Origin of the sequence: Aliivibrio sp. S3MY1, assembly GCF_028765575.1 — a bacterium.
Classification (GTDB): domain Bacteria; phylum Pseudomonadota; class Gammaproteobacteria; order Enterobacterales; family Vibrionaceae; genus Aliivibrio.
Genome location: NZ_JARACO010000108.1, coordinates 1 through 647, shown reverse-complemented (window position 1 = coordinate 647; position 647 = coordinate 1). Strand labels below are relative to the sequence as shown.

The 647-nt window shown below is 34.5% G+C and carries 1 protein-coding gene; it reads left to right on the top strand.

The annotated features are described in order from the left end of the window. The first annotated feature begins 68 nt into the window (after positions 1–68). The gene (locus tag PVK62_RS17475) at positions 69–545 is read left to right on the top strand and encodes a hypothetical protein (RefSeq protein WP_274445651.1); all 477 of its coding nucleotides are present in this window, start codon (positions 69–71) and stop codon (positions 543–545) included. Positions 546–647 lie beyond the last annotated feature (102 nt).

Below are 647 nucleotides of genomic sequence, written 5' to 3'. Positions count from 1 at the left end.
AGTAGTAAACGTGTTATGCAGGCGTTATGTGCTAAAAATAAATTTAACATTAACAATAGGTTAGCTGTGTGAGTAGAGAGCGTTTAATAATACTGGTTTTTTTATCATTAGCGGGAGGTATGATTAACCTCGTTTTTGTCTCATTTCACGAAACTCTTGATTCTGGTGTATTAGCCATTAGTTGCATATTCATTAGCTTCTTACTTGCTGTGCTAATGTATTATTTCGTTTTTGATGATAATGATTGTAACCACAAAGTACATACACTCATGTCCTTCGGGATTTTTTTGATGTTATCAACAATAGCTACAAAGTGGATAGATAGTTCATATGGTAGCCAAGACGTAAGCTCGGTTGAATTTAACATAGTTGGCATTGAGTCTACCTATGTTAAATCGACAAAATTTACATACCTCAAATTACAGAATCAAAATGGCAATATCAAATATAGCATCGACGGAGGCGAAATAAGTTCATTTAAAGTTGGGAATAAAATTTCTTTGGATGCAACCATTGGTTTTTTTGGGTATCCGACGTTTGAGTAAATATCGCACATAACAAATGCATCAACACGATTTGCTACACTCGGCGTTGTCAGTTTGCCTTTAGTTTCAGTGATTAAGGCGTTAAAATTCAGTTAAGTCTGT